The 25289-nt window shown below is 71.4% G+C and carries 24 protein-coding genes and 1 riboswitch; of the genes, 13 read left to right on the top strand and 11 right to left on the bottom strand.

Annotated features, from left to right (window positions below):
* The first annotated feature begins 186 nt into the window (after nt 1–186).
* The 4 genes from RR1_RS16495 (at nt 187) to RR1_RS16480 (ending at nt 4375) form a co-directional block, all read left to right on the top strand.
* Nucleotides 187–1314, top strand: coding sequence for a citrate synthase 2 (locus tag RR1_RS16495; protein WP_010836893.1), 1128 nt, complete (start codon nt 187–189; stop codon nt 1312–1314).
* 57 nt (nt 1315–1371) lie between these two features.
* Complete coding sequence (serC, locus tag RR1_RS16490) at nt 1372–2487, top strand: phosphoserine transaminase (RefSeq protein WP_010836894.1); 1116 nt, start codon at nt 1372–1374, stop codon at nt 2485–2487.
* A gap of 217 nt (nt 2488–2704) precedes the next feature.
* Nucleotides 2705–3562 carry a septation protein SepH gene (sepH, locus tag RR1_RS16485; RefSeq protein WP_010836895.1) on the top strand — a complete coding sequence of 286 codons (858 nt, stop codon included), beginning with the start codon at nt 2705–2707 and terminating at the stop codon, nt 3560–3562.
* Nucleotides 3563–3601: 39 nt separating this feature from the next.
* The gene (locus tag RR1_RS16480) at nt 3602–4375 is read left to right on the top strand and encodes a DUF6928 family protein (RefSeq protein WP_010836896.1); all 774 of its coding nucleotides are present in this window, start codon (nt 3602–3604) and stop codon (nt 4373–4375) included.
* Between the two features lie 36 nt (nt 4376–4411).
* Here RR1_RS16480 and RR1_RS16475 read toward each other — a convergent pair whose 3' ends face one another.
* The gene (locus RR1_RS16475; protein ID WP_010836897.1) at nt 4412–5218 is read right to left on the bottom strand and encodes a TrmH family RNA methyltransferase; all 807 of its coding nucleotides are present in this window, start codon (nt 5216–5218) and stop codon (nt 4412–4414) included.
* Here RR1_RS16475 and RR1_RS21980 point away from each other — a divergent pair.
* Nucleotides 5210–5407: a hypothetical protein gene (locus RR1_RS21980; RefSeq protein ID WP_010836898.1), complete on the top strand. Its 198-nt coding sequence runs from the start codon at nt 5210–5212 to the stop codon at nt 5405–5407. The two genes, RR1_RS16475 and RR1_RS21980, sit on opposite strands and share 9 nt — an antisense overlap.
* 20 nt (nt 5408–5427) lie before the next feature.
* On the opposite strand, the gene RR1_RS16470 is transcribed toward RR1_RS21980, so the two are convergent.
* The 3 genes from RR1_RS16470 to RR1_RS16460 form a co-directional block, all read right to left on the bottom strand.
* Nucleotides 5428–6639 (bottom strand): MFS transporter, encoded by a 1212-nt coding sequence (locus tag RR1_RS16470; protein ID WP_010836899.1) that lies wholly within the window; start codon nt 6637–6639, stop codon nt 5428–5430.
* Between the two features lie 81 nt (nt 6640–6720).
* On the bottom strand, nt 6721–7173 hold the full coding sequence (locus RR1_RS16465; protein ID WP_040772283.1) for a MarR family winged helix-turn-helix transcriptional regulator: 453 nt from the start codon (nt 7171–7173) through the stop codon (nt 6721–6723).
* Nucleotides 7174–7247: 74 nt separating this feature from the next.
* Nucleotides 7248–8702 carry an NCS2 family permease gene (locus RR1_RS16460; RefSeq protein WP_010836901.1) on the bottom strand — a complete coding sequence of 485 codons (1455 nt, stop codon included), beginning with the start codon at nt 8700–8702 and terminating at the stop codon, nt 7248–7250.
* Between the two features lie 147 nt (nt 8703–8849).
* Here RR1_RS16460 and RR1_RS16455 point away from each other — a divergent pair, with 147 nt between their 5' ends.
* On the top strand, nt 8850–9107 hold the full coding sequence (locus RR1_RS16455) for a DUF2530 domain-containing protein (protein ID WP_040772284.1): 258 nt from the start codon (nt 8850–8852) through the stop codon (nt 9105–9107).
* A 26-nt stretch (nt 9108–9133) separates the two neighbouring features.
* Here the strand turns inward: RR1_RS16455 and RR1_RS16450 are convergent, their stop codons facing one another.
* The 5 genes from RR1_RS16450 to RR1_RS16430 are packed head-to-tail and all read right to left on the bottom strand — an operon-like array spanning nt 9134 to nt 16802.
* A complete protein-coding gene (locus RR1_RS16450; protein ID WP_010836903.1) occupies nt 9134–9691 on the bottom strand; it encodes a phosphatase PAP2 family protein in 558 nt (185 codons plus the stop codon).
* Nucleotides 9688–12453: a sacsin N-terminal ATP-binding-like domain-containing protein gene (locus RR1_RS16445; protein ID WP_072713655.1), complete on the bottom strand. Its 2766-nt coding sequence runs from the start codon at nt 12451–12453 to the stop codon at nt 9688–9690. Before RR1_RS16445 ends, RR1_RS16450 begins: the two co-directional genes overlap by 4 nt.
* Before the next feature lie 23 nt (nt 12454–12476).
* Nucleotides 12477–13337 (bottom strand): DUF3027 domain-containing protein, encoded by an 861-nt coding sequence (locus RR1_RS16440; protein ID WP_040772243.1) that lies wholly within the window; start codon nt 13335–13337, stop codon nt 12477–12479.
* Nucleotides 13334–15865 carry an excinuclease ABC subunit UvrA gene (locus tag RR1_RS16435; protein ID WP_010836817.1) on the bottom strand — a complete coding sequence of 844 codons (2532 nt, stop codon included), beginning with the start codon at nt 15863–15865 and terminating at the stop codon, nt 13334–13336. The genes RR1_RS16440 and RR1_RS16435 overlap by 4 nt, the downstream gene beginning before the upstream one ends.
* A gap of 1 nt (nt 15866) precedes the next feature.
* Nucleotides 15867–16802, bottom strand: a complete 936-nt coding sequence (locus RR1_RS16430; protein ID WP_051111041.1) for an oxygenase MpaB family protein — start codon at nt 16800–16802, stop codon at nt 15867–15869.
* A gap of 125 nt (nt 16803–16927) precedes the next feature.
* Here RR1_RS16430 and RR1_RS16425 point away from each other — a divergent pair, with 125 nt between their 5' ends.
* The 3 genes from RR1_RS16425 (at nt 16928) to RR1_RS16415 (ending at nt 20115) form a co-directional block, all read left to right on the top strand.
* Nucleotides 16928–17776: a glutaminyl-peptide cyclotransferase gene (locus tag RR1_RS16425; RefSeq protein ID WP_040772253.1), complete on the top strand. Its 849-nt coding sequence runs from the start codon at nt 16928–16930 to the stop codon at nt 17774–17776.
* Between the two features lie 80 nt (nt 17777–17856).
* On the top strand, nt 17857–19560 hold the full coding sequence (locus RR1_RS16420) for an MFS transporter (protein ID WP_010836820.1): 1704 nt from the start codon (nt 17857–17859) through the stop codon (nt 19558–19560).
* A gap of 39 nt (nt 19561–19599) precedes the next feature.
* Nucleotides 19600–20115, top strand: coding sequence for a DUF2771 domain-containing protein (locus RR1_RS16415; protein WP_010836821.1), 516 nt, complete (start codon nt 19600–19602; stop codon nt 20113–20115).
* 33 nt (nt 20116–20148) lie between these two features.
* Here the strand turns inward: RR1_RS16415 and RR1_RS16410 are convergent, their stop codons facing one another.
* Nucleotides 20149–20568 carry a cold-shock protein gene (locus RR1_RS16410; protein ID WP_010836822.1) on the bottom strand — a complete coding sequence of 140 codons (420 nt, stop codon included), beginning with the start codon at nt 20566–20568 and terminating at the stop codon, nt 20149–20151.
* A 240-nt stretch (nt 20569–20808) separates the two neighbouring features.
* Here RR1_RS16410 and RR1_RS16405 point away from each other — a divergent pair, with 240 nt between their 5' ends.
* From RR1_RS16405 to RR1_RS16395, 3 genes are all read left to right on the top strand, one after another.
* A complete protein-coding gene (locus RR1_RS16405; RefSeq protein WP_051111042.1) occupies nt 20809–20991 on the top strand; it encodes a hypothetical protein in 183 nt (60 codons plus the stop codon).
* A gap of 98 nt (nt 20992–21089) precedes the next feature.
* Nucleotides 21090–21491, top strand: a complete 402-nt coding sequence (locus tag RR1_RS16400) for a YccF domain-containing protein (RefSeq protein ID WP_010836824.1) — start codon at nt 21090–21092, stop codon at nt 21489–21491.
* Nucleotides 21492–21752: 261 nt separating this feature from the next.
* A riboswitch (cyclic di-AMP (ydaO/yuaA leader) is annotated at nt 21753–21967 on the top strand.
* A gap of 6 nt (nt 21968–21973) precedes the next feature.
* Entirely contained in the window at nt 21974–22588 is a 615-nt protein-coding gene (locus RR1_RS16395) for a transglycosylase family protein (RefSeq protein WP_040772244.1), read from the top strand.
* A 90-nt stretch (nt 22589–22678) separates the two neighbouring features.
* Here the strand turns inward: RR1_RS16395 and RR1_RS16390 are convergent, their stop codons facing one another.
* Nucleotides 22679–22867 (bottom strand): hypothetical protein, encoded by a 189-nt coding sequence (locus RR1_RS16390; protein ID WP_010836826.1) that lies wholly within the window; start codon nt 22865–22867, stop codon nt 22679–22681.
* A gap of 136 nt (nt 22868–23003) precedes the next feature.
* Between RR1_RS16390 and RR1_RS16385 the strand changes: the two genes are divergently transcribed.
* Nucleotides 23004–25271 (top strand): helicase-associated domain-containing protein, encoded by a 2268-nt coding sequence (locus RR1_RS16385; protein WP_010836828.1) that lies wholly within the window; start codon nt 23004–23006, stop codon nt 25269–25271.
* Nucleotides 25272–25289: the final 18 nt, after the last annotated feature.

Below are 25289 nucleotides of genomic sequence, written 5' to 3'. Positions count from 1 at the left end.
AGGGCGGCGCTGACGCGGGGCGCAAGGGCGCCGGTGAATCGACGTGCGGCGAGGACTAGCATTTCGGGTGACGACGCCGCTGATCCGTGCGGTCCGACCGACCGGGCCGGGCGCGGTGCTCACGGACGAAGAACTGCAGTATCGCTCCCATCCGAGCGGTACCGAACCCCCAGGACGGAGCCTGCAATGACCGCGAGCCCGGCGGTGCCCGAGAATTTCGTCAGTGGACTCGAAGGGGTCGTCGCGTTCACCAGCGACATCGCCGAGCCCGACAAGGACGGCGGTGCGCTGCGCTATCGCGGCGTCGACATCGAGGATCTGGTCTCCCGCAAGGTCACCTTCGGCAACGTGTGGGCGCTGCTCGTCGACGGCCGCTTCGGCCCGGGCCTGCCGCCCGCCGAGCCGTTCCCGCTGCCCGTCCACACCGGTGACGTCCGCGTCGACGTCCAGGCCGCGCTCGCGATGCTCGCGCCGATCTGGGGCTACCAGCCGCTGCTCGACATCGACGAGGAGACCGCCCGCGACAATCTGGCTCGCGCGTCCGTCATGGCGTTGTCGTACGTCGCGCAGTCGGCGCGCGGCATCTACGTCCCTGCCGTCCCGCAGAAGCGGATCGACGAGGCGACGACGGTGACCGAGCGGTTCATGGTGCGCTGGAAGGGCGAGCCGGATCCACGCCACGTCGAGGCGATCGACGCGTACTGGGTGTCGGCGGCCGAGCACGGCATGAACGCCTCGACCTTCACCGCGCGCGTCATCGCGTCGACGGGTGCCGACGTCGCGGCGTCGCTGTCCGGCGCGATCGGCGCGATGTCGGGCCCGCTGCACGGCGGCGCACCCGCTCGCGTACTGCCGATGATCGAGGAGACCGAACGCACCGGCGACGCGCGCGGCGTCGTCAAGTCGATCCTCGATCGCAAAGAGAAGCTCATGGGCTTCGGTCACCGCGTGTACCGCGCCGAGGATCCTCGGGCGCGCGTCCTGCGGGCGACCGCCGAGCGTCTCGACGCCCCGCGTTTCGAGGCCGCGGCCGCTCTCGAGCAGGCCGCGCTCGCGGAGCTGCGCGAGCGTCGTCCGGACCGAGCGATCGAGACGAACGTCGAGTTCTGGGCGGCCGTCATCCTCGACTTCGCCGAGGTTCCCGCGCACATGATGCCCGCGATGTTCACGTGTGGCCGCACCGCCGGCTGGTGCGCCCATATCCTCGAACAGAAGCGCCTGGGCAAGCTGGTCCGGCCTGCCGCCGTCTACACCGGCCCCGAGCCCCGCAGCCCCGAGTCCGTCGAGGGCTGGGACCGCATCGACCACGCGTGAGCCCGTGCGACCCGTAACCCGTCAGATCCATCTCGAGCGAGGACAGAAGTAGCACCGATGAGTAACCCGATCATCCCCGCAGAGCTCAAGCCCGCCGACGGCCGCTTCGGCTGCGGACCGTCGAAGGTTCGTCCCGAGCAGCTCCAGTCCCTCGTCGACGTGGGCGCGTCCGTGTTCGGCACGAGCCACCGGCAGAAGCCCGTCAAGGACGTCGTCGCGCGTGTGCGTGCCGGCCTGAAAGACCTGTTCTCGCTGCCCGACGGATACGAGGTCGTCCTCGGCAACGGCGGCACCACGGCGTTCTGGGACGCTGCGGCGTTCGGGCTGATCCGGGAGCGCTCGCAGCACTTCACGTACGGCGAGTTCTCGTCGAAGTTCGCGTCGGTCGCGAAGAACAACCCGTTCGTCGGCGATCCCGTCGTCGTGTCGGCCGATCCGGGCAGCGCGCCCGAGATCGTCGCCGACGGTTCGGTGGACCTCATCGGCTGGGCGCACAACGAGACCTCGACGGGCGTCGCCGTCCCCGTGACGCATCCGGCGGGCTCGGAGAACGCGCTGATCGCGATCGACGCGACGTCGGGTGCGGGCGGTCTGCCCGTGAACGTCGCCGACTCGGACGTCTACTACTTCGCCCCGCAGAAGTGCTTCGCCGCCGACGGCGGACTGTGGATCGCGCTCATGAGCCCGGCTGCGCTCGAGCGGGTCGCCGAGATCAAGGACTCGGGCCGCTGGACGCCCGACTTCCTGTCGCTTCCGATCGCCGTCGACAACAGCAGCAAGGACCAGACGTACAACACGCCTGCCCTCGCGACGCTGCTGCTGCTGCTCGACCAGATCGAGTGGATGAACGGCAACGGCGGCCTCGACTGGGCCGTATCGCGGACGGCCGACTCGTCGTCGCGGCTCTACGAGTGGGCCGAGAAGACGTCGTACACGAGGCCCTTCGTCGCCGATCCGGCGCTGCGGTCGCAGGTCGTCGGCACGATCGACTTCGCCGACGACGTGGACGCGGCGGCCGTCGCGAAGATCCTGCGCGCCAACGGAATCGTGGACACCGAGCCGTACCGCAAGCTGGGCCGCAACCAGCTGCGCATCGGCATGTTCCCGGCGATCGACCCCGAGGACGTCGGCCAGCTGACGAAGAGCATCGACTGGGTCGTCGGCCAGCTCTGATCCGTCCGCCGGTCGGCTCCGCTCCCGCGGTTCTGCACCCCTTTTCGCGTTCTGCACCCCTCTCGACCGGCCGAGAGGGGTGCAGAACGACATTCGGGGTGCAGAACCGCCGGGGCACGGAAGCGGACGGAGATGCGTGTCCTCCCACGAACGGGTCACGCGTGAATTACAGTCGTGTGAGTTGATCGCGAGCCGGCGCGACGAGGAGGGACCAACGGTGCGAGAACTTCGAGTGATCGGTCTCGAACCCGACGGCTCGCACGTGGTGTGCGCCGATGCTGCAACCGGCGAGAAATTTCGGCTACCCGCCGACGACAAGCTTCGCGCTGCCTCCCGCGGAGACATGGCTCGACTAGGACAGATCGAGATCGAGATGGACAGTCAGCTCAGGCCCCGTGAAATCCAGGCCCGCATCCGCGCAGGCGCCTCCGTCGACGAGGTCGCCGACGAAGCCGGCATCCCCGTGTCGCGCGTCGAACGCTTCGCCTACCCCGTACTGCTCGAACGCTCGCGTGCCGCGGAGATGGCGCAGGGCGGACACCCGGTTCGCGACGACGGCCCCACCGTCATGACGCTCAGCGAGATCGTCGCGCAGGCGTTCCGCGAACGCGGCCACGACTTCGACTCCGCGCGCTGGGACGCGTGGCGCGACGACGAGGGCCACTGGGTCGCGCAACTGCTGTGGCAGGCGGGCCGCTCGACGAACTCCGCGCACTGGCGCTACCAGCCCGACGCCCACGGCGGCACGATCGTCGCCCTCGACGACACCGCGTTCGACCTCGTCGATCCCGACTTCGGCCGGCCGCTGCGCGGACTGACCGCGGTCGCGTCCCCCGAACAGGATCAACTCGAGCTCTCGGTCGCCGAGACCCCGGCCGGTGAACCCGATGCGCGTGCCGACGAGCCTGCGCCGGCCGAACCCGCCGAAGAGATCATCGACGCCGAGACCGTCCCGGAGGACGCACCCGCGCCCGATGCCGAGAGCGCCGAGCGCAGGGCGAAGGACAAGCGCGGCAAGCCCGCACTGCCGTCGTGGGACGACGTCCTGCTCGGGGTGCGCAGCAGCGGACACTGAGCGCGCGGCGCACCCGACGACGACTGGGGGAATCGCCACGTGGCTCGCGCGATCTCGACGATCTGGCTCGTCCACCGCGCCGATCCCGTCCGTGCGCTGAGCGACCGGCCGGCTCCCGACCCGGTCGCGTCACGCGGACTGGCGACGGCGCTGCTCGGGACGTCCGATCTCGCGGCGAGCGATCCCGTCCCGCTGAGCACCGTCGCGGGCGGCACCGACGATCAGGTGTACGTCGGCGCGTATCCCCGTGTCACCGTCGTCGCCTCGCCGCTGTTCGCCGTCGATCTCCCGTCGCAACTGCCGCCGTCGCAGCGCCTGCGTGCCGAGCGGACGATCCTCGTCGCCTCGCATCCGCAGGACGCGTCGGGCGCCTTCGCGCTGTGGGAGGGCGACAGATTGCGACGCGCGTTCAGTGCGACGCCGAACCGCATCGTCGAGGACATCGGGTTGCCGCAGGTGTGGGAGGCGCCGTTCTGGGCGGGCGAGCACCCGCTGCGGTACCGCGACGGCACCCTCCCCGATCCGGACGCCCTGCCGTTCCACCCGCAGCAGTTCGCGGAGCACGCCAACCTCGCGTGGCTGGGGTTCCGGTACACCCGTGCTGCGCCGAGCGACCCCGTGCGCGCCGCGGACCTTCGCGTGATCGGCTTCCGTCCCGCCTCGGTACCTGCGCTGCCGGGCCCCACTCCCCCGGAACGCGATCCGCGGCCGACGCCGAACGCGGCGCCGCGGCCCGATCCGATCACCGTCGTGCGGCAGCCGCCGCGCGGCGTCTTCGCGCGCGTGCTCGACTACTTCGGCTATCGCGAATGAGCCTTCGGCTGCCGCGAACGAACCGCGAGCGAGCCGTCACTCCGCGGTCCGTGCCCGTTCGTAGAAGGCCATCGCCGCCGCCGTCGCGACGTTGAGCGAATCGGTGCCCGGCGCCATCGGGATCCGGGCGCGGACGTCGGTCGCGCGCATCGCGTGCTCGGTCAGCCCGGGCCCCTCGGCACCGAGCAGCACCGCGACCTTCTCCCCCGTCATCGCGTCCGCGAGCCGGACGGCGCCCGGGTCCGGCGTCAGCGAGATGAGCTGGAAGCCGTTCTCGCGCAGCAGGTTCAGCCCCCGCGGCCAGTCGGGGACGTCGGCGAACGGGACGCGCAGCACGTGTCCCATCGACACCCGCACGGCGCGCCGGTAGAGCGGATCGGCCGCGCCCTTGCCGAACAGCACGCCGTCGACGCCGAGCCCCGCGGCGTTGCGGAACATCGATCCGAGATTCTCGTGATCGTTGACTCCCTCGAGGACGGCGACGGTGCGCGCACTGGTCAGCACGTCCTGCGCGGTGAGCGGCTCGGGTCGTCGCGCCGCCGCCAGCACACCGCGGTTGAGGTGGAAGCCGATCACCTCGTCCATCACCTCGGTGGGCGTCCGGTAGAACGGCACGTCCACACCGCCGAGGCGGCTGCCCAGTTCGGTGAGTCGCCGGTCGACGCCGAGCAGGCTGATCGGGACGAATCGCGACGTGAGCATCCGCTCCACGACGAGCACGCCTTCGGCGATCACGAGCCCCTTGCCGCCGGGCAGATCGGGACGGCGATCGGACTTGTTGAGATCGCGATAGTCGTCGAGCCGCGGATCGGCGGGGTCGGTGATGTCGATGACGTGAACCACGCACGTCATCGTGCCGCACGCCGCGCCGGCCGCGACTCGCGGTCCCCGGAGCGCGCCGGGCCGGCGACTCGGCGAATACCGCTACTCGACCGAGCGAGCCGCGCCATGGAGTACGACGTCCACCTCGGCGCGCAGGCGCTGTCGTCGGCGGGCTCCGTCCTCGCGGCACTCGTCTTCTGGTGGACGTAGCACCGGATCGAAGCGAAACGTCAGGACGATCCCGTCTCGATTCGCTGACGCCACCACAGGTACGCGACGGCCGCGACGCCGCTGGCGAGCGAGATCGCGCCACCGATCACGAGCGGCGCTCGCGGGTCGAGAACGTCGGCGAGCCAGCCCAGCACCGGACCGCCGAGCGGGGTGCCACCCAGGAAGCACAGCATGTAGATGCCCATGACCCGGCCGCGCATCTCGGACGGCACCGACGCCTGCAGGATGTTCATCGCTGCCGTCGTGAAGGTGAGCGTGAGCGCGCCCGTCGGGACGAGCAGGATCGCGACGAGGACGTACGTCGGCATCACGCCGACGAGGATCTCGAACAGCCCGAACCCGGCCGCGGCGGCGAGGAGCGTGCGCAGCCTCGGCGGTGTCCGGCGCCGCGCCGCGATCACGGCACCCGCGAGCGTGCCGATCGCGAGCATCGTCGACAGGAGTCCGTACGCGTCGGCGCCCTGCTCGAAGGTCGTGCGCGCGAGCACAGCCAGGCTCAGCGGGAAATTGAGCCCGAACGTCGACACCATGAACACGGCGGCGAGGACGACGACGAGATCGGGCCTGGACCGCACGTATCGGAAGCCCTCGCGCACCTGTCCCTTCGCGCGCGGCACCTTGGGTGAGGCGAACAACTCACGTTCCCGCATCGCGGCGAGCCCCGCGAGGACGCCCGCGAACGTCACGACGTTGAGCAGGAACACCCACCCGGTGCCGATCCACGTGATGAGCACGCCGGAGATCGCAGGGCCGACGATGCGGGCACTGTTGAACGTCATCGAGTTCAGGGCGATCGCGTTCGACAACCGCTCGGGACCGACCATCTCGATCGTGAACGACTGCCGCACGGGAGCGTCGATCGCCGACACACAACCGAGGACGAGTGCGACGACGTACACGTGCCACAACACGACCGCGCCCGTGACGTCGAGCAGCCCGAGAACGAGTGCGCACGTGGCCATTCCGACCTGCGTCGCCATGAGCAGCCGGCGCTTGTCGAACCGGTCCGCGAGCACACCGCCCCACACCGACAGGACGAGTGTGGGACCGAACTGCAGCGCCATGACGATGCCGACGGCGAGAGCGTTGCCGCCCGAGAGCGTGAGGACGAGCCAGTCCTGGGCGATGCGCTGCATCCACGTGCCGACGAGCGAGACGATCTGGCCGCCCGCCCACAGCCGGTAGTTGCGCGTGTGCAGCGCCGCGAACATCCCGCTTCGCCGGGGTTCGTCGGGTGCACTCACCCGGTCATCGTCCTCCCGAGCCCGCGACGTCGGGAGCCCGGGGGCCGGTCAGCGTCCGCGCGTGGGGGTTCCGGACGGCGGCGTCACGAGGTCGCGCAGAATCGCGACGGCGTCGCCGATCGTGTTCCGATCGTCCTCGTTCAGCGACGCGAGACGCTCGGTCATCCATTCCTCGCGCGCGTTGGACTCCTCCTCGAAGAGGGCGCGCCCCGCGTCGGTGAGCGACACGAGCACCTGCCGGCCGTCCGTCGGGTGCGGTGTACGCGCGACGAGCCCGGCGTCGGTGAGCGAGGCGATGACGCGTGTCATCGACGGCGGCTGGACGTGTTCCCTGGCAGCGAGGTTCCCCGGCGTCATCGCCCCGTCACGGGCGAGCGTCGCGATCGCCGACAGCTGCGTGAGCGAGATCTGGGCGTCGGCTCGCCTGCCACGCAGCTGACGCGTGATGCGGACGAGGACGAGCGAGAGCTCGCTCGCGAGCGCACGGGGATCGGAGGTCACGCCTGCAGAATACGGGACAGTTCGGGCACCGACGTCGCCGCGGACCGAGATCACTGCCGCTCGGGCGACCGGGATCAGGTCAGTGCCTCGGTGATCGGGTCGATCGTGAAGTACGCGACGAACAGGGCCGCGACGATCCACAGCAGCGGGTGGATCTGCTTCACCTTGCCCGCGGCGGTCTGCAGGACGACCCACGAGATGAAGCCGACGCCGATGCCGTTGGCGATCGAGTACGTGAACGGCATCGCGAGGATCGTGAGGAATGCCGGCAGCGCGATCTCGAACCGGCGCAGGTCGATGTCGAGGACCTGCGCGATCATGAGCGCGCCGACGACGACGAGCGCGGGCGCCGCCGCCTCGATCGGAACGACCGAGTAGAGCGGCGTGAAGAACATCGCGACGAGGAACAGGATGCCGGTGACGACGTTCGCGAGGCCCGTCCTCGCCCCTTCCGCGATGCCGGACGCCGATTCGACGAAGACGGTGTTCGAGCTCGCCGAGGCACCACCGCCCGCGATCGCACCCGCGCCCTCGACGACGAGCGCCTTGCCGATCTTGGGGAGATTGCCCTTCTCGTCGACGAGGTTCGCTTCCTTGCCGAGTCCCGTCATCGTGCCCATCGCGTCGAAGAAGTTCGCGAGGACGAGCGTGAAGACGAGCAGCGACGCGGCGATGACACCGATCCGGGTGAACGCGCCGAACACGCTGACGTCGCCGACGAGGCTGAGGTCGGGCAGGCCGAAGAAGCTGTCGGGCCGCTCGGGAGTCGAGAGGTTCCAGCCCTTGGGATTGGTGCCCTGCGACGGGCCGACGTTCGCGAACGCTTCGACGATGGCCGCGACGATCGTCGTGACGACGATGCCGATGAGCAGGCCGCCCTTGACCTTTCGTGCCACGAGGACGCCCATGAGCAGCAGGCCGAAGACGAACACGGCGGTCGGCCACGACGCGATCGAGCCGTCGATGCCGAGGCCGACGGGGACGGTGGTGCCGGCGGCGTCGGGGATGCGGCGGACGAAGCCCGAGTCGACGAGACCGATGAACGCGATGAACGCGCCGATGCCCGCGGCGATCGCCGCCTTGAGTTCGGGCGGGATCGCGTTGAAGACGGCGGTGCGGAAGCCGGTGAGCGCGAGGACCACGATGATGATGCCGTCGATCACGACGAGCCCCATCGCCTCGGGCCACGTGACCTGCGGCGCGATGGTCACCGCGAGCAGCGAGTTGATGCCGAGGCCCGCGGCGATCGCGAACGGATAGTTCGCGACGACGCCGAAGACGATGCTCATGAGGCCCGCGACGAGCGCCGTGACGGCCGCGACCTGGTTGACCGGAAGGATGTTCCCGAGCACGTCGACCTTGGCGACGGCGTCGTCGGGCGAGAAGCTGCCGAGGATCAGCGGATTGAGCACGACGATGTACGCCATCGCGAAGAACGTGACGACGCCCCCACGCACCTCGGCGCTCACGGTCGAGCCGCGTTCGCTGATCTTGAAGTAGTTGTCGAGCAGCTTGGTGCCGACTGCCATGGCCGTTTCGTCCTCTTCGCGCCGTGATCCCCGAGTATTTCCGAACCCGCGAAAAATACACCCTCGCCCGCCGGACCAACCACCACGGCTCGCGCGTCCCGTGGCGCGATCGCACCGCGTCGGCATCGCCACCGTACAGTGGCCATCATGCCGTCCGAGCCGATATCGGTACCCGAGCCTGCGGTTTTGCGCCGCCTGAGCGATCCGCGCGTCGCGCTCGTGGGAGGCGTCGCGGCGTGGATCGTCACCGGCGTTGTGGTGATCGCCACCGACACGCAGTGGTACGGCGCACTCGAAGCGTGCATCGCGGGAGTGATTCTCGGCGCCGTGGGCTTCGTGCTCTATTCGATTCAGCTGCGGAGTGCGCGCGCAGGAAAACGCGGCGCCCAGCAGGGACTGCTCTGAGTCACCGGCCGGACCGGACCGGCGAGTCAGCCACGTCGTACGCGTGACGCGATCGCCGCGGCGACGAGCGCCAGCGCGCCGCCGGCGGCCCATCCCGCGAGGACGTCCGTCATCCAGTGCGCCGCGAGGTACACCCGAGTGAGTCCGATCGCGATCGTGTAGACCACCATGCACGTGATCGCCGCGACGAGCGCCGCCCGCGGCAGCCGTGATCGCACGAGCACGGTGACGACGACACCCGCGAACAGCGCCGTGAGCATCGCGTGCCCCGACGGGAACGAGTAGCTCGACACCTCGACGAGCCGCTCCGGAACCGGCGGGCGTTCGCGCCGCCACACGAGTTTCAGTACGTTCATCGCGACGAAGCTGAACGCCGTCGCGGCGGCGACGAACACGGCGTCACCGCGCCGGCCCCGGACGAGCAACGCGAGCGCGACGATCGCGGCTCCGATCGCGATCGCCGCCGTCCCGCCCGTGTAGGTGACGGCGTACAGGACTTCCGCGAGACCCGGGGTGCGGTCGCGCAGCACGGAGTCGAGCACGGCGCCGTCGAGCCCGTCGGCCGCCGCGAGTGTCTCCGTCACCGGCGCGCACCTGCGACGACGGTCGGCGAGATCGCGCCACGCACGCAGTGCAGTGTTCCGTCCGGATCCACCCACCACGGGACGTCGTACTCCCCCGTGACCGCGCTGCCGACGCGGACCCGCAGCCGATCGTGCAGCGTCACCGTCGCATCGGGGACGACGGCGCCCGCCGCCGCGAACGCCGTGACGGCCGCGGCGTCGTCGCCGAGCCGCACCCGCTCGCCCGCGCCGAGGACGCTCGCGTCGATCCGCGACGACGCCGTCGGCAGATCGAGCAGGTCGGCGAGGGCCTCGGCCGTCGCGAGATCGCCCACCACGAGCCGATCGGGGTCGACGACGTGCGCGTACCAGCCGGCGTCGAGCACGAGTGCGTCCTCGGCCGCGACGACGGCCCCCGAGATCCCCCGTACCTGTTCGGGCGGCTCGATGTCCGGGACCTCGACGGTCCCGTCCGCGACCGCGCGCGCGAGCGCGCCGTGGGCTCGCGCGACGACGTCCGGTGCCACGGCGCGGTCGCGCTCGCCGAGCGCGGCCACGAGCCTGCGTGCGAGGACGGGCGATTCGACGCGCGCACCGGCGAGCAGGCCCGTCAGCGCCGACGCGGCGGGATGCTCGACGGCGTCGAGCAGGCCCGCGAAGGTCGGGTCGCCGGGTGCGCGGAGCACCGCGATCGGCCGTCCGGCCAGCACGACGTTCCCGCGCAGCCACCACGCGGTGTACCCGTCGCGGTCGGCGAGGAGGGGCGCGACGGCGGGATCGGCGGCGAGTACGGTCAGCGCCTCCCGCCAGCGATCGGGATCCACGAGGTCGAGATCGCGCACGACGGTGACCTGCTCGGGCACGACGTCCCGCGCAGCCGACCACACCTCGAACTCGTCCAGGCCGAGCTCGTCGGCGTCGGCCGGATCGACTGTGGGAACGGCGAATCCGTCGCCCACACCGACGACGCGCAGCGCGTGCTCGCCCCACCGGGCCACGGCGTCGTCGGCGACGATCCGGAACGGCGCGTCCTCGATCAGCAGGCCCGCGAGCGGTGTCGAGGGCACGAGCAGCTGATCGGCCGGCACCTCGTCGCCGTCGCTGTCCGGGAGCAGCAGGCCACCGAGCCAGACGGGAGCGGCGCCGACGGGTACCCGCGCTGCGAGTGCCATGACGGCTTCGGTGACCGCGGCGGTCTCGTCGGCGTCGAGCAGGTCGTCCGCGGCGTCGTCGATCAGCGCGCGCAGCGCCGGATCGTCGAGCAGGTCGACGGCGCTCGCGCGGCGCGCCCCGAGGCGCGCGAGCAGCGGCCGGTCGGCGTCCGGATGGGCGAGCCGAGCCCACGTGACGCCGGTGACACCGGCGAGATCGTCGGCGTCGCCCGAGACCACGGTCCGGGGACCGGTGACGCGGCGGCCGTCCGAGAGCGGGACGGGGAGCGTCGCGAGCTCTTCTGCCGCAACCGAATCCACGACGAACGGGGCGAGCGCGTCGTAGAGCCGCCCCCACCACGCGGGTGGCCGGCCGACACCTTCGAGCAGTTCGGCGAGTCCCGCGAGATCCAGCCGGGCGGCCCCTGCCGCCAGTAGCAGTGCGGTCTCCCGGGAGCCGGACAGCGCCGGGACGGCGAGGTCGCCGACGACGCCGCCCACGATCGCGGCCAGCTCGTCGGTGAGTCCGCCGAAGACCCGCGCGCGCGATCCGGGGACGTCGCCGCCCGCGACGCCGTCCTCGGCGACGGTGGGAACCCACGGCCGCTCCGCCAGCTCGCGTACGAGCGCCTCGCGCAGCACTGCGTCGACCTCGCTGCGCGGGAAGCCGGGGGCAGGGACGAGGCGGGCGCGGTGTTCGGGCGGCAGCGCGGAGACGACGTCGGCGTATCCGGCGGCGAGGCGCGGGACATCGGCATCGGCGGCGACGCGGCGGCGATCGGGCGCCATCGCGACGTCGGCGACGATCCGCGCCGGAAGGGAGAGTGCCTCGTCCGAGGCGGTCGGGGCGCGCAGCACGTCGTCGCCGACGCTGCGCGGCGTCTCCCCGCGCACGGGGATCAGCCACCGCGCGTGCGGTGCGCGGACCTGCCACCACCGCTGGTCGCCGACGGCGATCTCGGTGACCGCGCCGCGCTCTCGTTCGTCGCGCCGCACCACGTCGCCCGCGACGTCGATCGACGCGACCGAGGGAAGTTCGAGCAGCAGGTCCGGGGCGTCACGCGTGATCGCCGCGAGCAGGGCGTCCGTGTCGACGTCGTCGCGCAGCCGCAACACGATCTCCGTCTCGAATCCGTCCGGCGGCGGCGCGGCGATCGGCCACGCGAGTCGCAGAACGGCGATCTCCCCCGGATCCTCGACGCCGTCGGCGGCGAGTGCGGCCCGCGTCCGCTCGGCAGAGAACGCGACCGAGCCGCTCGTCGACCGGACCTCGACGTCGTCGGCGACCGACAGCACGCTCGTGAAGCCGACCCCGAATCGGCCGACCTCACCGCCGGGACGATCGCCGTGCGGCAGGTCGGTCTTGCTCGAGGCGCGCAGCGCGAGCATCGACTGCACTCCCGCAGCGGTGACGGGCACGCCGGTGTTGGCGATCGCGAGCGTCCGCTCCGCGAGCCGGACGCGCACCCGGCCCGGAGTCCCGGCCTGAGCGGCGGCGTCCGACGCGTTCTGGATCAGCTCGGTGAACAGCCGGTCGCGATAGCCGCCACGGACCAGATCGGATTCGGCGGCGGCGTCCTCACGCAGTCGCGTCGGTGACGACAGCCAGGCACCGAGGGTCGCGCGTCGCAGCTCGGAGGTGCCGAACGGGTCGGCTAGCTCGGTGATTCGCCGGCCCCGGTCTCGGTCGCCTGCTCGACAGTCTCGGACACCTGCTCGGCCGTCTCGGCCTCGGTCGCCGGCACGGGCCGCTCGACGATCTCGACGGCGGCGTCGTCGAACGCTTCGTAGCGCGGCGACCCGGCACCGCCGGGGAGTTCGGTGTCGGAGTGTGCACCGCAGCCGAACTCGGCGTGCACGACGTGGCCGTCGGCGGCGAACTCGTTGCCGCACACCCCGAACGCCGAACGCAGCGAACCGGCGAGCGGCAGATAGAACCCGCACAGCCCGCACGTGGACGGCGCGGCCTCGGCCATCGGCGACGACGGGCCCCACTCACCCTCGAACCAGCGTTCGGCGGCGTCGAGCCTGCCCTCGCGGCTCATCACCTGGCGACGGCCGAGTCCGACCTCGAACGCGGTGTCGTCGACGACGGGATCACCCGTCGCGGTGTATCCCGGGACGAGCCGGGGATCGTCGGGGTGCGGCGCGAGCAGATCACCGGGGCCGAGGTCGCCCGCCCTGATCCGCTCGGACCACGGAATCCAGTCGGGCGAGACGAGCGCGTCGGGTCCGGGCAGCAGTGCGATCTCGCTGATCGTCGCGTGATCGGCGCCGGCGGGCGCGGCGACCACCACGGCCCACTGCCAGCCGCGATAGCCGGGCAGCTCGGTGGCGAAATGATGGGTCGCGGCGGTGTCGTCCTCGGCGACGGCGCCCAGGTACGCGCCCACACCGCCTTCGCCCAGATCCTCGACCGCGGCGCGTGCCTGCGCGGCGGCATCGGCGAGCACGTCGCGTACGGCGTGCCGTTCGGGAGTTCGTGCGACGCTCACTCCCCCAGTCTGCCGCATCATCGCTTCCCGTGACCCGGCCGGGTCGCCCGATGATCGCGGAGATACCGCCCCGTGACGCTCGTGGGCTCCGCGGCGACGGCGTCGGGAGGCCCCGCCACGACGATGCGCCCGCCGTCGACACCACCGCCGGGGCCCATGTCGACGATGTGATCGGCGTTCGCGACGACGTCGAGATCGTGCTCGATCACGACGACGGTGGCCCCGCGATCGAGCAACCGGTCGAGCACGACGATCAGGACCGCGACGTCGAGCGGGTGCAGCCCGACGGTCGGCTCGTCCATCACGAACAGCGTGCGGTTCTGCGGGCGGTCGAGCTCGGCGACCAGCTTCAGCCGTTGCGCCTCGCCGCCCGACAGCGCGGGCGTCGACTCCCCGAGCGTGAGATAGCCGAGGCCCACGTCGAGCAGCGTCGTGAGCCGCGTCCGCACCTTCTTCAGGTCGCTCACGTGCTCGATCGCCTCGGCGACCGTCATCGCGAGCAGGTCCGGCAGCGCGACGTCCCCGTCGCCGGTCGCGGACGGCCGCCGATGACGCTCGGCGTCGGGTCCGTAGCGGAGGCCACCGCAGTCGGGGCACGTGATGTCGACGTCGGGCAGGAACTGCACGTCGAGCGAGATCCGGCCCGTCCCGTCGCAGCGCGGGCAGCGCAGCGATCCGGTGTTGTACGAGAAGTCGCCCGCCGTCAGCCCGGCCTCGCGCGCCGATGCGAGTCGCGCGTAGGCGCGTCGGAGTTCGTCCTGGACGCCCGAGTACGTCGCGACGGTCGAGCGGACGTTGATTCCGATCGGCGTCGAATCGACGGTGTCGACGCGCTCGATGCCACCGGCGTCGAGGTCCTCGACGTGGGCGGGCAGCGGTGCCTCCTTCTCGGCGGCCTGCAACGCGGGGACCAGGCCTTCGAGCACCAGCGTCGTCTTCCCGGATCCGGAGACGCCGGTGACCACGGTGAGCCGCCCGCGCGGAATCGTGACGTCGACCGGGTGCACCGTGTGGAGCCGGCCGGTCCGCAACCGGATCGCGCCGCGGGCGAACACCTCCGCCGCCGGGACGGGCCGCCGCACCACGACCCGGCGACTGCCGGTGAGGAACTCGCCGATCAGCGACCGCGGATCGGCCCCGACCTCGTCGACGGTGCCCTCGGCGATCACGGTTCCGCCGTCGCGTCCCGAACCGGGCCCGATCTCGATCAGCCGGTCGACCGACCGCAGCACCGCGACGTCGTGGTCCACCATCACCACCGAGTTGCCCTCCGCCAGCAGATCGGCGATCACTCCCTGCAGTCCGTGGACGTTCGACGGGTGCAGTCCGATCGACGGCTCGTCCAGGACGTAGAGCACGCCGGTCGTCTCGTTGCGCACCGCGCGCGAGAGCTGCACCCGCTGCCGCTCCCCCGTCGAGAGCGTCGCGCTCGCGCGGTCGAGCGAGAGATACGCGAGGCCCAGCTCGAGCAGCCGCCGCGCCATCCCGTTCAGCGCGTCGACGAGGCTCGTCGACATCGGGCGCATGTCCGCCGGCAGCGTCCCGGCGACGGTCGGCGCCCACTCGACGACGTCGCCGAGCGTCATGGCGGTGACGTCGGCGAGGCCGTCCTCGCCGATCCTCGGCGCCCGCGCCGCCGGTGAGAGCCGCGTACCGCCGCACTCCGGGCACACCGACTCGGTGAGGAAGCGCCGCACGCGCGCGAGCCGCTTCTCGTCCTGGGCGCGCGCCAGCTCCTCGGTGACGGTGAGCCGCGCATTGCGGAACGTGAAGTCGAGCTCGTGCACACCGTTCTTCGTCGTGACGGTGATGTGCTTCTTCTCCTCGGGCCCGCCCAGCACGACGTCCTTCTCGCGCCGCGTCAGCTCCCGCCACGGCACGTCGGTGCGGACACCGAACTCGCGGGCGATCTGCGGCTGGACGTTGAACCCGTACATCTGCCACGGGATCACCGTGCCGTCGTCGATCGACAGACCTGGGTCGCGGATCAGCGCGGCGTCGTCGACACCGCGGACCGTGCCCGTGCCGTCGCACTCGGGGCACGCGCCGCCCGAGTTGAACGCGAGCGCCTCGGCCCCCGGCGCCTCGAACACCACGCCGCACACGGGACACACGATCGGCTCCTCGGCGCCGACGTTCAGCGTCGGCTCCTGCCGGTGCCCGTTGGGACACACGTGCCGCGCGAGCCGCGAGAACATCAGCCGCAACACGTTGAGCAGCTCGGTGGACGTCCCGAACGTCGACCGCACGCCGGGGACGCCGGGCCGCTGCCGCAGCGCGAGCGCCGCGGGGACGTGCCGCACGCGGTCGACGTCGGCGCGAGGGGCCTGCGCCATACGGCGGCGGGTGTACGTCGACAGCGCCTCGATGTACCGGCGCGAGCCCTCGGCGTAGAGCACGCCCATCGCGAGCGACGACTTCCCCGACCCGGACACCCCCGCGATGCCGACGAGCATGCCGAGCGGAACGTCGACGTCGACGTTCTTCAGGTTGTGGACGCGCGCGCCCCGCACCTCGATCGCCGCGGGCGCCGCGGTTGGTTCGCTCACGCTACGAGGACTCGCGCCGCGACTCCTGCTCGGGCGCAGGGCGATCGGCTCCGAGGTCTGCGGGCGTGTACCCCTCGGGATATCCCGGGTAGGTGCGATTACCCGGATCGCCGTCGATGGCCACCGACACCGTCCTCGGCGGCATCAGCCGCTCCGCGCGCGCCCGCACCGCGAGCGCCGCGTCGATCGCGCGGCGGACGAGCGGGGACGCGGGCGGGAACCCGAACGCGTCGCGCATCGTGTCGTCGACCATCGCGTACACGCCCCGGCGCACGACGGGACGCAGCGGTGCCGGAAACCACGACGCGAACAGGCGCACCGTGTACTGCCCGATCGCCCGGTTGTCGTCGCTGTACCGGAATCGCGTGTTCTCGTAGTCGGCCTTGAACTCGCGGAACTCGTCGAAGTCCGCGGGAATGCCCTTGATGCCCATCCGCTTGCCGACCTCGCGGTAGAAGTGGAACGCGGCGAGCCGCTCGTGCGGGTGCAGCGCACGCCAGCCGTACCGGTCGATCCAGTCGAGCGGGTCGTAGACGAACGTCGACAGCACGTAGCGCATGTCGTCGCCCGCGATCGTGTACCTGCCGTGCTGCCGGTTGACGGTGCGCAGCGCGCTGCGGCCACGCGGCGAGTCGTAACCGTGCTCGAGCATCTCCGCCATGAGCAGCGCCGTGTCGTCGTAGCGCTTCTGCGGGCGCCGCTCGAACTCGCCGGACTCGACGAGCACCCGCGAGATGCTCGGGACGCAGTACGTCCGGAACAGTGCGAACTCGAGGGCACGCTTGTAGTCCCACGGGAACTCGAAACCGCCCGTGATGCGATGGATCTCGTGCGCGTCGGCGACGGGATCGAGCGTCTCGATGTGCGCGAGCCACCCGTAGCGTCCCCCGCCGGGGAACTCGCTCGGCCGTTCGGCGCGTGCGGCTTTCGTCGTCATCGCCTCGCCTTTCCCGGACTCGTCCTTCGCAGCGTCCGGCCACATCCCTGTGATCGTTCTCACCTTAGTCGACACTCGTGTATCTCTGAGTGAACCGCGTTTCCGGACACGAGGAGACCCACGACATGCGATCGACTCTCGGGCGGCCGCTGCGCGTCGTCGCCGCCACCCTCGCCGCGGTGACCGTCGCCGGGTGCAGCTCGGACGCCGCGACCGACGCACCCCCCACGCCCGCCGCGGTGCACTCGCGGGTCGAGGTCGTCGCAGAGCATCCCCACGACCGGCAGGCCTTCACGCAGGGCCTCGAGATCCACGACGGCGCGCTCTACGAGGGCACGGGGCTCGTCGGGCAGTCGTGGGTGCGCGCGACCGATCTCGACTCCGGCGAGGTGCGGGCACACGCCTACCTCGAGCCACCGCTGTTCGGCGAGGGCATCACCGTCACCGACGACGCGCTGTGGCAGCTGACCTGGCGCAACGGTCTCGCGATCGAACGCGATCCCGCGACGCTCGACGAGCGGCGGCGCGTCCCGATCGAGACCGAGGGCTGGGGCGTGTGCGCGCTCGAGCGGTCCGGTCTCGGCGACGAGGCAGGTGCGAGCGAGTTCGTCACGAGCGACGGCACGGCGACGCTGACCTTCCGCGACGGCGAGTCGTTCGCGCCGACCCGCACCGTCGACGTCCGCGACGCCGACGGCACCGAGGTCACGATGCTCAACGAACTCGAATGCACCCCCGACGGCGTGTACGCGAACGTGTGGCAGTCGGACACGATCGTGCGCATCGACCCCGGCGACGGCACGGTGACCGAGACGATCGACGCGTCGTCGCTGCGCGCCGCGCTCGGGCCGCAGCCGCAGGACGCACCGCCCGCCGACGTCCTCAACGGCATCGCGGCGATCGAGGGCACCGACCGTTTCCTCGTCACCGGCAAGAACTGGCCGACCCTGTTCGAGGTGAGATTCGTCTCGTGACGACCCGCTCACCGGACTCGCCGCGACGCGGGCGGCCTCCGCGCGCACACGAGCGCGAGGACTAGGCCAGAATTGACGACGTGACCGCACCGCGCGATTCCGACACCCCCGGGGACCGTCCCGAGGGCGAGTCGCCGCGACCCTCGCACGGCGACACACCTGACGGGAACCGGCATCCCGGTTTCGACCACTATCCGCCGCCCACCCGCCGCTTCTCGCGACGTGAGCCGCTCCCCCCGCTGCATCCCCCTGCCGACGACGACGCCGCCGGCCGCAGCCACCAGGCCGGTGGCCGCGGCGACGAGGGCACGGACCGCGACACGTCGGCGCGACGGGATCCCAAGGCACCACCGGTGCCTCGCAAACTGACGGTGACGCGTGTCGCCGCGATGCGCAGCCGCGAGCTCACCGGCAAGGGGATCGCGACCTTCCAGCGCGCGGCGAAGGCCGACGGCGCCGACAAGTCCGGCCTCACCGCGCTGACCTACGCCGTGATGGCGAACTTCGCGACCGACGCCGCGCTCGCCGTCGCTCTCGCCAACACGCTGTTCTTCTCGGCGGCGACCGGGGAGGACAAGACGAAGGTCGCGCTGTACCTCGTCATCACGCTCGCGCCGTTCGCCGTCATCGCGCCGCTCATCGGCCCGGCACTCGACCGCCTGCAGCACGGTCGCCGCATCGCGCTCGCGTCGTCGTTCGCGGTCCGCACCGTGCTGCTCGTCGTGCTCGTGTTCGAGTTCGACACGTGGATTCTGTATCCGGCCGCGCTCGGCATGCTCGTGATGTCGAAATCGTTCTCGGTGCTCAAGAGTGCCGTCACGCCGCGCGTGCTGCCACCCGAGATCGACCTCGTCCGAGTCAACTCCCGGCTGACGGTGTTCGGCCTGGTCGGCGGCACGATCGTCGCGGGCGGCACCGCGGCCGCGCTCGCGGCACTGCTCGGGTCCTCGGGCGCGCTGTGGTTCGCCGCCGTCATCACGATCCTGGGCATCGTGCTCTGCATGCGGATCCCGTCGTGGGTCGAGGTCACCGAGGGCGAGGTCCCCGCGACGCTGACCTATCACGGCGACGACGCCCGCACCGAGGTCATCGAGCCGGAGGGCGGCCGCGCCGGGAGCGGACGCAAGCGGCAACCGCTCGGCCGCGCCGTCATCGTCGGGCTGTGGGGCAACGGCACGATCAGGATTCTCACCGGCTTCCTGACGCTGTACACGGCCTTCGTCGCGAAATCGAACATCGACCAGTCGCCGCTCGTGCAGGCCGCGAGCCTCGCGCTCGTCGGGGCCGCGGCGGGTGTCGGCAACTTCGCGGGCAACGCGACCGGCGCGCGGCTCAGTCTCGGCCGGCCTGCGGTCATCGTCGTGCGCTGTGCCGCTGCCGTCCTGATCGTCGCCGTCCTGGTGGCCCTGACCGACAACATGCTCGCCGTCGCCGTCGCGTCCCTCGTCGCCGCGGGCGGCAGTGCGCTCGCGAAGGTCTCGCTCGACGCCTCGATCCAGAGCGACCTGCCCGAGGAATCCGTCGCGTCGGCGTTCGGCCGCTCCGAGACCGTGCTGCAGCTGAGCTGGGTGCTCGGCGGCGCCCTCGGCGTTCTGCTGCCCACCGACCTGTGGATCGGGTTCACCGTCGTCACCGTGTTCCTGGCTCTCGGCTTCGCGCAAACCCTCGTGTCCTACCGTGGAGGCAGCCTGCTTCCGGGTCTCGGCGGCAAGCGGCCCGATCGCGCGACACGGGATCGTGCCACCGACCGGCCGCCTGCTCGCGGCACGGGCGCACACCACTAGCCCGGCCCCCGGGATCGAGACGAGACAGGACGGACGACCGTGAACCTTCAGGCCTCGGCCAAACGCACACTGACCTTGATCGCCGTGGCGCTCGTCGTCGTGCTCATCGCCTTCACCACGGTGATGGTCGTGCTGATTCGCGGTTCCGATTCCGAGCCCGCGCGGATCACCGCCTACACGCACGGCACGACGAGCGAGGTCGCACCGTACGTCTACTGCGGGATCTACCTCGACGAGTGCGTCGGCGACGAGGAGAGCACCTTCCTCGACGTGCCCCCGGGGATGCCGCTGCAGCTGTCGCTGCCGAGCGAGATCTCGGACGCACCGTGGCTGCTCATCGCCGCGTACATGGCTCCCGACGGCACGGGTATCGCCGCGCCGAGTTCGTACGCCGCGGGTGAGGCCGCTGCCGTGACGGTGCCGTCGTCGGAGGAGTTCCCGCTCATCGGCGTCGAGATCCGGCTGCCGTCCGCCGTCATCGACGAGAACGAGAATCCGCAGGCGCGCGCGGTGTGGAGCGTCGCGACCGCCAGTGACGTCGCAACAGACCAGTGACGCGGCGCGGCTCGGCCCGCCGACGCGGGAGCGTCAGCGGTCGAGTTCGCGCGCGACGGCCCGGACTACCTCGGAAATGCGCTGGGCAGTCTTGCGGTCGGGGTACTTGCCCGCACGCAGATCCGGCTGGACGCGGCCCTCGAGCAGCGTGATCATGTCCTCGACCATGCCGTGCAGCTCGTCGGGCGTGCGCCGGTTCGCGGCCGCCTGCTCCTTCTCCTTGCGCGCGACGTTCTTGCGCACGGAGGGAGAAGGATCGAGCACCTGGACGCTCAGTGCCTGCGGGCCGCGACGGCCCGCGGCCATCCCGAACTCGACGCGCTGACCGGGCTTGAGCGCCGAAGTGCCCTCGGGCAGGGCGGAGGCGCGGACGTAGACGTCCTCACCCGACTCCTGGGACAGAAACCCGAAGCCCTTCTCGACGTCGTACCACTTCACCTTGCCGGTCGGCACCGCGATCTCCTGCTCTCGGGGACGGCTCGCTCCGCAGCGCGAGCACGACATGCGTACACATACGACAACGCGCCCCGCTGCGGCGCAGGACGCGATGACCCGAGTCTAGCCGCTGCCGTCGCACCGGTCACGCGAGATATGTGCGGCCACGGGAGCCCACGAGCGGTGACATACCCTTGGGGTGTGATCGACAAGGGCACCGACGGAGACACCGGCAAGGGCACCGGTAAGGGCAGGGCGCTGTTCTACACGGCCGTGACGCTGTTCGCCGTCGGAGTCGCCGCGATCGTGGCGATCTTCGTCGTCGGCGCCATGAGCGATTCGTCGCCGGGGCTGCCCCTCTACGTCGTCTCGCTCGCGTGCCCGCTCGGTTTCCTGCTCGCGATCGTCTACGCGCTACGGTCGGGACGTCGGAGCCGCTGAGCTCCGCTCACATGAAACCGAGCTCCGCTCACATGAAGCCGAGCTCCGCTCGCCCGAGATCCTGAGCTCCGCCCACCACGACGAAACGGAGACCGCCCATGCGCTTGATCCTGAACGTGATCTGGCTGATCTTCGGCGGTCTGTGGCTCGCGCTCGGATACTTCCTCGCGGGCATCGTGATGTGCATCCTCATCGTCACGATCCCGTTCGGGATCGCCGCGTTCCGCATCGGCGTGTACGCGCTGTGGCCGTTCGGCAAGACTGTCGTCGACAAGCCGACCTCCGGGGTGGCCTCGCTCGTCGGCAACGTGATCTGGCTGATCCTCGCGGGCGTGTGGCTCGCGATCGGCCACATCGTCAGTGCCGTCGCGATGGCGATCACGATCATCGGCATCCCGCTCGCCGTCGCGAACCTCAAGATGATCCCGGTCTCGCTCATGCCGCTCGGCAAGGAGATCGTGACCATCGGCGCCGACCGCGGGACGTGGGCACCGCGCTGAATTCCCGTCGGCCCGACGCCCTACTGTGATGTTGCTCACATCACGGCGTCGTAACGAGCCGGTGTACGTCGAGCATCGCCGCGATGCACCGCCCGCTACCTGCACAGAAGCCGCCCTGCACGCGTGAGTTCTCGCGAGGACGCCCACACGGCGCGCGTTATCGAATGGTGACACTGCGGCCGGTGTTGGTTACGGTCTGTCTCGGTCGAGAACGTCGACCGAGTCCGGCCCGCCACGCCAAACCTCGTCCCGCGGGTCACGGATTCCCGAACGTCGCAGTTCAGGGACGAGGACGGGGGACCCACCAGTCCCCGGAAAGCCGCGAGCAGCCGCTCACGGCGATTTGGAGGACACCGGCCGGTCCCGCACCGGCCTCGGGGTGAAGCCAGACCCTCTCCCGCCAGGAGAGGTGAGGCCGAGCAGCCTCTCAGCTCGAACCCGACAGCTGACCTCGCAGGCGCGTGTGGAGAGGATCTCGACCGATGAGCGGACGTCACCGCAAGCCCTCGAACACCGGCCGCACCGTCGCCAAGGTCGCCGTGACCGGCGCGATCATGGGTGTCGCCGGAGCCGCGTTCTCCGGCACCGCGAGCGCAGCACCCGATTCCGACTGGGACCGCCTCGCGCAGTGCGAGTCCGGCGGCAACTGGGGCATCAACACCGGCAACGGCTACCAGGGCGGCCTGCAGTTCTCGCCGAGCACGTGGAACGCACACGGCGGCGGAGAGTTCGCCGCGAGCGCGAACAACGCGAGCCGCGAGCAGCAGATCGTCGTCGCCGAACGCGTGCTCGAGAACCAGGGCTGGGGCGCATGGCCGTCCTGCTCGTCGAGCCTCGGCCTGAGCAGCGCACCCACGCAGCGTGACGCGCCCGCCGAATCGGCACCGGCCGAGACCGCACCCGCAGCTCCCGAGGCCGTCGTCCCCGAGGCGCCCGCCGAGCTTCTCGCACAGGTTCCCACCACCGCCGAGGGCACCGTCGACTACGCCGCCGTCCTCGACAACGCGCTCGCCGTCGTCAAGGCGCAGGGCATCGACGTCGATCCCGGCATCGTCGACCTCATCCACGACAACCTGCACCTCCTGCCGCAGCAGTGAGGTCCGGCGGCCACCCGCCGCCACCCGATCACCAACAAGGGGCCCGCGCCTTTCGGCGCGGGCCCCTTGTCGTCGTTCGGGAGTGTTCGGTCAGCGGTTGATGATCGTGTGCGGGTGGGCGTAGGGCAGGCTCTCGACCGGAACCGGGAACTCGGTGTCCTCACCGAACGGCGACAACGGCCCCGATCGCGTGGCGGCGAGCTCGGTCACTGCGTGGTCGCCGTCCTCGAGGGCCGGCCAACCCGGATCGACGTAGTTGTTCTTCGCGTTGTCAGTCACACGCCCATTTTGTCAGGACTACAGACCGTCGTACAGAGCAGGGATGCCGACGCCACACCCGGACGCCTCGGGAACGTGGTCGGCGGCCCACTCCCGCGGCAGGCCGCCCGACCCGATTGCCTACTGTGGAGAGGCGATGACCGAAACCGAATCCGGCTCGCTGCGCGCGTGGCTCGCGCAGCGTTCGGACGACGAGCTGGCCGAACTGCTGGCGCGTCGTCCCGACCTGGCCGTCCCCCCGCCCGCGACGGTCGGCGTGCTCGCGGCCCGCGCCGAACAGCGCAGTTCCGTCGCGCGCGTCGCCGACGGACTCTCCACGGCGCACTTCGTCGTCCTGGAACTGCTCGCGACGGCCGGCGCGGACACGGCACCGGTGAAGCGCACCGAGCTCGGCATCGGCCGGCGCCTGACCAAGAAGGCGACCGACGCTCTGCTCGGCGAACTGCGCGCGCTCGCGCTCGTGTGGGGCACCGACAGCGCACTCCGCGTGGTGCCGTCGGTCCTCGCCGTCTTCCCGTGGCGGATCGACCGCCGCGACGCGCCCCACGACCTCGGCGAGGGCGAGATCGCATCGCTGCTCACGGCGTGCTCGCCCGACGAACGCCGACTGCTGGACACCCTCGCCCGCTCCGGATCGCTGGGCCGCACTCGCGACGCCGCGCCGGGGACGCCGCCCGATCGTCCCGTCCAGAAGCTGCTCGCGGCGAGCCTGCTCCGCCACGTCGACGACGACACGGTGGAACTGCCGCATCCCGTCCGGCAGGTCGTGCGCGGCGAGGCCGTGTTCGACCCTGCCGCGACCACCCCGCCCGCCCTCACGACGACGTCGCTGGCCACCGGCGACGTCGACGCCGCGGGCGCAGGCGAAGCGCTCGAACTCGTCCGCCACTGCGACGACGTCCTCGCGGCGCTCGGTGTCTCGCCCGCCCCGATGCTGCGCGCCGGCGGGCTCGGGGTGCGCGAACTCAAGCGGCTCGCGAAGTCGACGGGGATCGCCGAGCCGCGGCTCGCGCTGCTCGTCGAGCTGCTCGACAGCGCGGGACTCATCGCGTCGGGCGATCCCGATCCACCGATCGGCCCGGATTCCGGTGAGCACATGTGGGCTCCCACCACCGCCGCCGACTCGTGGTCGAACTCCTCGACCGCGCACCGTTGGTCGGTGCTCGCGGCGGCGTGGCTCGACATGGCGCGCCAGCCCCGCGTGATCGGAACGAAGGATCCGCAGACGGACAAGCCGATCGCGGCGCTCTCGCTCGAGGTCCGCGCTCAGTCCGCGCCCGAGGATCGACGTGCCGTCCTCACCCTGCTCGCCGACGAAACGCCGGGCACGGCCGTCCCGGTGCCGGATGTCGCGCGGCGCCTCGCGTGGCTGCGGCCGCGCTGGGGCGCGAGGCTGCGCGTCGCCGCCGTCGAGGCGATGCTCGACGAGGCACGGGTCCTCGGTCTGGTCGGTCGCGGCGCCGTCACCACCCCGGGACGGGCGCTCCTCGCGGACGGAGACGTCGAGACGGCGATGGAGCGTGCGCTGCCGGAGCCGATCGACTACGTGCTCGTGCAGGCCGACCTCACGGTGCTCGCTCCCGGACCGCTGACACCCGATCTGCTCGACCGGATCACGCTCGTCGCGGACGTCGAGTCCGCGGGCGCGGCGTCGATGTACCGGATCACGGAGGACACGATCCGGCGCGCGCTCGACGCCGGAACGAGCGCCGCCGAACTGCACTCGCTGTTCCACACGCATTCGCGGACGCCCGTGCCGCAGGGCCTCGACTATCTCGTCGACGACGTCGCGCGACGCCACGGGCAGCTGCGGGCGGGGGTCGCATCGTCGTTCGTGCGCAGCGACGATCCGGCGCTGCTCGGCGAGGTGCTCGCGAGTCCCGTCGCGGAGCGGCTCGCGCTGCGCGGCATCGCGCCCACCGTCGCGGTGTCGCAAGCGCCGTTGCGCGAGTTGCTCGACGAACTGCGCGCCGCGGGCTTCTCCCCCGCCGGCGAGGACTCGTCGGGCACGCTCGTCGATCTCCGCCCGCGGGGGTCGCGGGTCCACGTCCAGCGCTCGCGCCGGGCGGCTCGCCCCGCCACCGCGTCGCGCGAACAACGCGAGGCGATAGTCCGGACGATGCGGGCCGGCGACGTCGCCGCGTCGGCGAGCACGCACGGCGGGGTGCGTACGGACGGCTCACGCGCGGGCAGCGCCGCGACGATCGCACTGCTGGGCCGCGCCGCGCGTGATCGGACGAAGGTCGCGATCGGCTACGTCGACGCCGCGGGCGTCGCGTCGAACCGCATCGTCGAACCGATCTCGGTCGGTGGCGGCCAGCTCGAAGCGCTCGATCCCGGCGCGGGCGGGATCCGCCGGTTCACCCTGCATCGCATCACGTCGGTCGGCCTCGTCGACGGCTGACCGCGCGCGCGTGTTCGG

The sequence above is a fragment of the Rhodococcus rhodnii NBRC 100604 genome (genome assembly GCF_001894925.1).
Lineage (GTDB): Bacteria > Actinomycetota > Actinomycetes > Mycobacteriales > Mycobacteriaceae > Rhodococcus_F > Rhodococcus_F rhodnii.
The sequence above is the reverse complement of the archived record's forward strand: the minus strand, read 5'-3'. Positions and strand labels throughout refer to the sequence as shown.

Bases quoted from the DNA above. Each gene is read 5' to 3' on its own strand.
- RR1_RS16400 (WP_010836824.1), top strand. From the start codon at position 21,090: ATGCGCTTGATCCTGAACGTGATCTGGCTGATCTTCGGCGGTCTGTGG.
- RR1_RS16440 (WP_040772243.1), bottom strand. From the start codon at position 13,337: ATGATGCGGCAGACTGGGGGAGTGAGCGTCGCACGAACTCCCGAACGG.
- RR1_RS16495 (WP_010836893.1), top strand. From the start codon at position 187: ATGACCGCGAGCCCGGCGGTGCCCGAGAATTTCGTCAGTGGACTCGAA.
- RR1_RS16425 (WP_040772253.1), top strand. From the start codon at position 16,928: ATGCGATCGACTCTCGGGCGGCCGCTGCGCGTCGTCGCCGCCACCCTC.
- serC (WP_010836894.1), top strand. From the start codon at position 1,372: ATGAGTAACCCGATCATCCCCGCAGAGCTCAAGCCCGCCGACGGCCGC.
- RR1_RS16455 (WP_040772284.1), top strand. From the start codon at position 8,850: ATGCCGTCCGAGCCGATATCGGTACCCGAGCCTGCGGTTTTGCGCCGC.
- RR1_RS16395 (WP_040772244.1), top strand. From the start codon at position 21,974: ATGAGCGGACGTCACCGCAAGCCCTCGAACACCGGCCGCACCGTCGCC.
- RR1_RS16470 (WP_010836899.1), bottom strand. From the start codon at position 6,639: ATGTTCGCGGCGCTGCACACGCGCAACTACCGGCTGTGGGCGGGCGGC.
- RR1_RS16430 (WP_051111041.1), bottom strand. From the start codon at position 16,802: ATGACGACGAAAGCCGCACGCGCCGAACGGCCGAGCGAGTTCCCCGGC.
- RR1_RS16460 (WP_010836901.1), bottom strand. From the start codon at position 8,702: ATGGCAGTCGGCACCAAGCTGCTCGACAACTACTTCAAGATCAGCGAA.
- RR1_RS16385 (WP_010836828.1), top strand. From the start codon at position 23,004: ATGACCGAAACCGAATCCGGCTCGCTGCGCGCGTGGCTCGCGCAGCGT.